Source organism: Atopobium sp. ICM42b, assembly GCA_000564995.1.
Classification (GTDB): Bacteria; Actinomycetota; Coriobacteriia; order Coriobacteriales; family Atopobiaceae; genus Lancefieldella.
The window spans coordinates 1-5869 of record JDFH01000031.1 but is presented as its reverse complement, the minus strand read 5'-3'; the positions used below and the strand labels follow the sequence as shown (position 1 = coordinate 5869).

Annotated in this window: 7 protein-coding genes and 1 tRNA gene; all 8 read right to left on the bottom strand. The window is 51.7% G+C overall.

What is annotated here, in order from left to right:
- Positions 1-357: 357 nt before the first annotated feature.
- Positions 358-903: a rubrerythrin gene (gene rbr / locus HMPREF1493_RS06675; RefSeq protein WP_035428857.1), complete on the bottom strand. Its 546-nt coding sequence runs from the start codon at positions 901-903 to the stop codon at positions 358-360.
- A 177-nt stretch (positions 904-1080) separates the two neighbouring features.
- Positions 1081-2034: an HhH-GPD family protein gene (locus HMPREF1493_RS06670; protein WP_051485344.1), complete on the bottom strand. Its 954-nt coding sequence runs from the start codon at positions 2032-2034 to the stop codon at positions 1081-1083.
- 19 nt (positions 2035-2053) lie between these two features.
- Positions 2054-2650 carry an RrF2 family transcriptional regulator gene (locus HMPREF1493_RS06665; protein ID WP_035428854.1) on the bottom strand — a complete coding sequence of 199 codons (597 nt, stop codon included), beginning with the start codon at positions 2648-2650 and terminating at the stop codon, positions 2054-2056.
- Positions 2651-2785: 135 nt separating this feature from the next.
- Entirely contained in the window at positions 2786-3451 is a 666-nt protein-coding gene (locus HMPREF1493_RS06660; RefSeq protein ID WP_232215536.1) for an HAD family hydrolase, read from the bottom strand.
- 285 nt (positions 3452-3736) lie between these two features.
- Positions 3737-3813: transfer RNA gene (locus HMPREF1493_RS06655), tRNA-Asp, on the bottom strand.
- A gap of 164 nt (positions 3814-3977) precedes the next feature.
- Entirely contained in the window at positions 3978-4649 is a 672-nt protein-coding gene (locus HMPREF1493_RS06650; RefSeq protein WP_035428853.1) for a hypothetical protein, read from the bottom strand.
- A gap of 2 nt (positions 4650-4651) precedes the next feature.
- Complete coding sequence (gene recR / locus HMPREF1493_RS06645; RefSeq protein WP_035428852.1) at positions 4652-5263, bottom strand: recombination mediator RecR; 612 nt, start codon at positions 5261-5263, stop codon at positions 4652-4654.
- 3 nt (positions 5264-5266) lie between these two features.
- A complete protein-coding gene (locus HMPREF1493_RS06640; protein ID WP_012808212.1) occupies positions 5267-5605 on the bottom strand; it encodes a YbaB/EbfC family nucleoid-associated protein in 339 nt (112 codons plus the stop codon).
- Positions 5606-5869 lie beyond the last annotated feature (264 nt).

The window sequence follows — 5869 nt, the reverse complement described above, 5'->3', positions numbered from 1 at the left end:
CAATCTCGCGCGCGCTTCAAAGTCCATGGAGACGCCTTAAACCCCGCCTTAAACCCCGCCTAAAAAGTGTAAAGAATCGGTGTTTGAGACACCGATTCTTTGATGAAATCAGGCAAATCCACAGATTCTTTGAAGCATTTAGGCAAAAGTTACAGATTCTTTGCAGAAATCAGGCGCGCAACGAGCATATAGCGAGAAACCCGTCTCACCGCAACGTCCACACACAAAAATACCCGCCAGCAAGTCGATGACCTGCTGACGGGTACATTTTTAACGCACTAGAAGTTTGAGCTGCGGCTTTTGCGCACTTACGCACCTTTGCGCGACCGTGTCGTCACAGCTCAGAGCACCTACAACTTAGTAGTTGAGGGACTGCTCCTCGAAGTATGCCTGTGGGTGACCGCAGACTGGGCAGACCTTTGGTGCAGATGCGCCAACGTGCAGGTGACCGCACTTGAGGCACTTCCAAACCTTGACACCCTCGCGCTCAAAGACCTCACCGGACTCAACGCGCTCAAGAAGCTTCTGATAGCGCTCCTCGTGAGTCTTCTCGATGTTACCGACAAGACGGAACTTAGCAGCGATCTCTGCGAAGCCCTCCTCCTCAGCTACCTTAGCGAAGTCAGCGTACATGGTGGTCCACTCGTAGTTCTCGCCAGCAGCTGCGTCCTTGAGGTTCTCTGCAGTCTCTGGAATCTTGCCACCGTGGAGATACTTGAACCAAAGCTTAGCGTGAACGCGCTCGTTGCCAGAAGTCTCGGTGAAAATGTTGGAAATCTGCTGATAACCATCTTTTGCAGCCTGGGAAGCATAGTAGCTGTACTTGTTGGTAGCCTGGGACTCACCAGCAAAAGCTGCCTCGAGATTCTTCTTTGTCTGAGAATTCTCAAAATCTACTGCCATTTTTTCTCCTCTCCCGCGTTAACGAGTGGCACGTCAACGCATGTCAAAGCGCTTGTGAGCGCGATGTTAAGCGCCTGGGTAGCGCTGTGTTACCTTTAGCAAACAAATGCAAATGATAATCATTAGCACTTATGCTCATATACTGACCCCTTCGTCAGCACTATGAATTATAACCATTTAGGGCAACCAGTATTCATCATTTTTCTGACAAAAGCCTTCCTTCGCAAGTTCTTCAAGTAAGCCAAGGGTAACCTGCTCATCAAGGGTTTCTCGCCCCGCATTGACCTCAATCTGGCAGAGCTCCTGGTGAAGCGTTTCAAACACCGCTCCTCCCTCGTCTTTATGGGCGAGAAGAACGCGCAAGAGCTCGGCTCGCTTCTGCCGATGAGATCCCTCAAAGCGTGACTGCTTGACGTGGCTTTTGGACCTTCGCGAAGGGTTGGGAATGGTTTTCTTCAGGTACGCACCATAGTCGAGAAGAGCGTAGTACCAGCTACGTGGCGTGAGCTCCGTCTCGTCGGCGTTCGCAGTGCTATCGGCGTTCGCAACGTTCGCAGCGTCTGCGACGTCCGCCGCATCCTCAACACTCGCAGGGCACGTGAGCTCTACCAGCGGGACAAGCTCGGAGTCTGGCACACCCTCTGCCTGCGGATACAGCTCGTGCAGGAAAACCGTGCGCACGTTAGTCTCCAGGTAAACACCGTGCAGATTAAACGCAAACGCACGAATACCCGCAGCAGTGGCCGGACCAATGCCTGGAAGCTTTACCAGCTCCTTTGGATCTTGTGGAAAGATGCCGCCAGCCTCAGAAATTGCCTGAGCAGCTCGATGCACGGACAAAGCGCGACGGTTGTAGCCCAGGCCTTGCCATTCTTCAAGCACGTCCGAAGGCGCGGCGGCAGCCAGCGCATCGACCGTTGGAAAGCGCTCCAGCCACCTCTGCCAGCGGCCATCTACGCGGCTGACCTGCGTCTGCTGAAGCATAACCTCAGAAATCCAGATAGCATACGGGTCATACGTGCGACGCCAAGGCAAATCGCGATACAACTCGCGACCTTTCTTGGCTACAAACTCGACAAATGCACGCAGTTCCGGCGTGAGTTCTGATGCGGGTTCCACTTCGCCACTCATTTTTGTATGTGAGATTTTCTTATCGACCAATATTAAACTCGTAAGGCTTTTTCTCGGCAGAAATAACCTCACCATCAAGCAGGTTATCAAATGTGCCGGCGGTAATCTCAGCCTCAATAGCGGCAGCGGCATTCTGGATAATCTGCTCATTACGCTGGGCGTTCTCGTTCTTTACCAGGTGGAACTCACCAACCATCTCTGGCATAAGACCCTCAACAACAACTTGATGCAAAGTCACGGACGCAAAGAAATTACGCAAGGTTTTCTCGGCACTGCACCAAAGAGGCCCAAAATAGCACGAATTATGACGAGGGCATGGCTCATTATTAGGACCTGCCCACTCACAGCTAGAAATAAAAACAGGTCCCTGAACTGCCTCGACAATATCAAGAACGCTCACCTCAGTTGGATCAATGGCCAACATCATGCCACCGTGAGCGCCGCGCGTACTGACAATCACGCCCGCGATGACCAGGTCATGCTGGATTGAGCGAGCAAAGGAGTATGGAATATCGTTTTCTTCTGCGGCATCGCGAACAGAAAGAAGCTTCTTTGGGCTTCTCACCAGCGAAGAAAGCATGCGGATTGCATAGTCAGTTTTACGTGAAATTTCCATCGGTTCTCCATGTACCCCCTCTTGCGTCTGCCCGAGGGACTGCCATTCCCATTTATCTGGCATATGACCAGGTTAATCGTGCTACCAGTTCAGGTGCTGCTCTTAGTTCAGATGTTGCTCTTAGTTCAATCTTTGCTACCAGTTCAAAATTTTCCAGCCGCGCTTGTTTGCAAGTCTGGCAAGCGTTGGACCAGGGCAAACGGCGCACGGCGTTTGAGCTGCCGACAAAAGCGTTGCGTCCGAGTAGTGATCGCCGTACGCGTACGCAATCTCCCAGTTGCCCTGGCCAAAACGCTGGTTACACCACTCAGTTGCCGAGACCAGCTTCTGAGCGCCCTCAATCACAGGACCGTCAACCTTGCTGGTATAGTGCCCGTCCGCTCCCACCTGCATCTTTGTGGCGAGAAACCCGTCTACTCCCAGCTTCTCTGCGGCCAATTCCGCGATAGGTTCAAACGTTGCTGACACCAACAGCACACAGCAACCCTCTGCCTGCCGACGACGCACCTCTTCCAGCGCCTGAGGGCGATACATCCCCTCAATTACCTCGCGATGAAAATCGTGCATGACGGCATTTGCAAACTCAACGCTATACTGCGTAAGTGCACCAACAACCAGCTCACGAGCCTCTTCCTGCCTTTGAGGAAGGTGCAGCTTGTAGCGAGCTCCCCACCACACAAGCTTGAGCGTGCGTGCAATTGAGGACAGATGACGGCGAAGCAAATACGCAGAGAACAAGAGTCCTGACTGTCCAGAAATGACGGTTCCATCAAAATCAAAAACAGCAATTTTCTTGATCAAATCTGAAGTGTGTTCCGTATTGGAAGATTCTGCGGATATGGAACTTACGCTATCGCGTTGCGACAGCGCATCCAAAGTATTCTGATTCCGCACAATCCACCTCACTTTACCTCTGCTTTTAAATGTTTCTGTAGCAGAAGCACTTAGACACATTCTGATGTAAAGATATCACACAATGCTCTATTTTCTGACTTGGTTTCAATAAATTAAAGATGTAATTTAAATCTTTTATGCTGGACTTTTTTGGTAATGAAAAAGCCCTCCGAAGAGGGCTTGAACATGCAATGGCGGGATATGCGGGGCTCGAACCCGCGACCTCCGACGTGACAGGCCGGCGCTCTAACCAGCTGAGCTAATACCCCGGACGCCTTGTTGCGAATTGAAATAATACAGGGAACTTTTATTCTTGTCTAGCGTTATTTCCAACGAATTTAAAAATTTTCTTGAAAATAACCACTTGGCGAGAATATCCGCAGCTCAGAAACATGAACGCCCACTGGAAATCCACAATTTCTTCGCGTTGCTTTTACTGAAGAGAAACGCTGGTGGTGTTTCCTGTGGAATCGGTTACCTTTAGCGTAGTTCCGTCAAGCGTAGCTGCGGTGATGGTACCGTTTCCGCCAACAGCCTTACCGTCCTTATCGGCAATAAGTGTTGGAAGCGAGCCGTCTACCAGGGCACATGCAACAACATCCCAGCCAGACTCGCGATTCTCTGGAACCAAAATGGTGTCGTTGAAAAGAATCAGACTGGTAGGAGTTCCCTCTACCTCAAACAGAACGCTCTTTGTTCCTGAATCACTAGTGCGAACAACAGCGGTTTTACCGTCGCTCTGCTTCTCCAGGGAATACTTCAAGCCGTGGAAGGTAACCGAGCCGTCAACCGACTGCTCGTCCTGTTGCTTCTCGTCAGCGTAAGCGGACTGGGTCTGCTTTGGCTGCTGACTTGCAGATTCACTCTTAGTGCTTGTAGCACAGCGAACAATAAAGAACAGAGCAGTGAGCGCGACAATAGCCGCGACCACTAAAATGATGACCGATTTTCTATTTGGAGGTTCAGGTGTGTTGTCGGCCTGTCGTGGGCTCTGAGGAATTTGTGCGCCCTGACCAGCACGAAGTGTTGAAATATTCTTCAGATCAACCGATGAAGCCTCAGGGGTCTTCTCGCCAGATGAACTTGTTCTCATGTGGTTTGCCATGCTTAAACCTCCCGACGCGCTTCAATTGCACGTCCCAATGTTACCTCATCTGCGTACTCAAGATCTCCGCCTACAGGAAGTCCACTTGCCAGTCGGGTTACCGTCACGCCAAGCGGGTTAATAGTTCTGGAGAGGTACGTTGCGGTTGTTTCTCCCTCAACGTCCGGATTAGTTGCCAGGACAACCTCAGTTACGGCGCCGTCGGCCAGGCGGGACAGCAGCTCACGAACGTGAAGCTGCTCAGGGCCAATCTTGTCCATGGGCGAGATTACGCCGCCTAGAACGTGGTAGAGGCCGTGAAATGCGCCGGTGCGCTCAATTGCCGAGACATCTTTAGGCTCGGAGACCACACAGATTTTGCTGCGATCTCTGGAAGAGTCCAGGCAGATGTCGCATTCGTCGCGCGTTGCATAGTTGAAGCAGATAGGGCAAAAATGCACCTGCTGCTTAAGCTCCAAGATGGCCTGCGCCAAACGGCGAGCCTCCTCGGAATCAACCTCTAGAAGATGGTAGGCAATGCGCTGAGCCGACTTTGGACCGATGCCTGGTAGGCGGCCTAGCTCGTCAAGCAAGCGCTGCAGCGCACGACCATCGTTTGTGGTATCAAACGCCATGGATTAGAACAGTCCTGGGATATTCAGTCCACCAGTTACTGCGCTCATCTGGGCAGATGCCTGAGACTCAGCGGACTCAAGAGCATCGTTTACAGCAGCCAGAATCATGTCCTGGAGCATCTCGATATCCTCAGGATCAATTGCCTCAGGATCAATGGTGATATTGGTCAGGCGCAGGTCGCCGGATGCGGTTACCTTAACAGCGCCGCCACCAGCACTTGCGGTTGCCTGCATAAGGGAAGCCTTCTGCTGGGCCTCCAGCAGTTGCTCCTGCATTTTGCGAGCCTGAGCCATCATCTGATTGCGGTTCATGCCGCCCATGTTAAATCCACCACGTGCCATATGTTCTCCTATCGTCGTATCTATTTTAGACAAGTTGCGCTTTTTGCGCTGGCGCATGAGGATCCATGCACCAAAGCGTCATATCGCGAGAATATCGCGAGAATATCGCGAGAAGTTCTAGTTGTTTGCAGGGTCTACAGGAGTTTCGGCATCCAGCTTCTTCTCTACCGACAAAGAAACCGCTGGTCCAAATACCTTTTCAAGCATATCTGCCACGCTGTTGAGCTCTGGTGGAAGCGCTGAACGAGCAGCAATATCCTCTGG

Coding starts and splice junctions, on each gene's coding strand:
- HMPREF1493_RS06650 (WP_035428853.1), bottom strand. CDS start 4,649: ATGGCAAACCACATGAGAACAAGTTCATCTGGCGAGAAGACCCCTGAG.
- HMPREF1493_RS06670 (WP_051485344.1), bottom strand. CDS start 2,034: ATGAGTGGCGAAGTGGAACCCGCATCAGAACTCACGCCGGAACTGCGT.
- recR (WP_035428852.1), bottom strand. CDS start 5,263: ATGGCGTTTGATACCACAAACGATGGTCGTGCGCTGCAGCGCTTGCTT.
- HMPREF1493_RS06640 (WP_012808212.1), bottom strand. CDS start 5,605: ATGGCACGTGGTGGATTTAACATGGGCGGCATGAACCGCAATCAGATG.
- HMPREF1493_RS06665 (WP_035428854.1), bottom strand. CDS start 2,650: ATGGAAATTTCACGTAAAACTGACTATGCAATCCGCATGCTTTCTTCG.
- rbr (WP_035428857.1), bottom strand. CDS start 903: ATGGCAGTAGATTTTGAGAATTCTCAGACAAAGAAGAATCTCGAGGCA.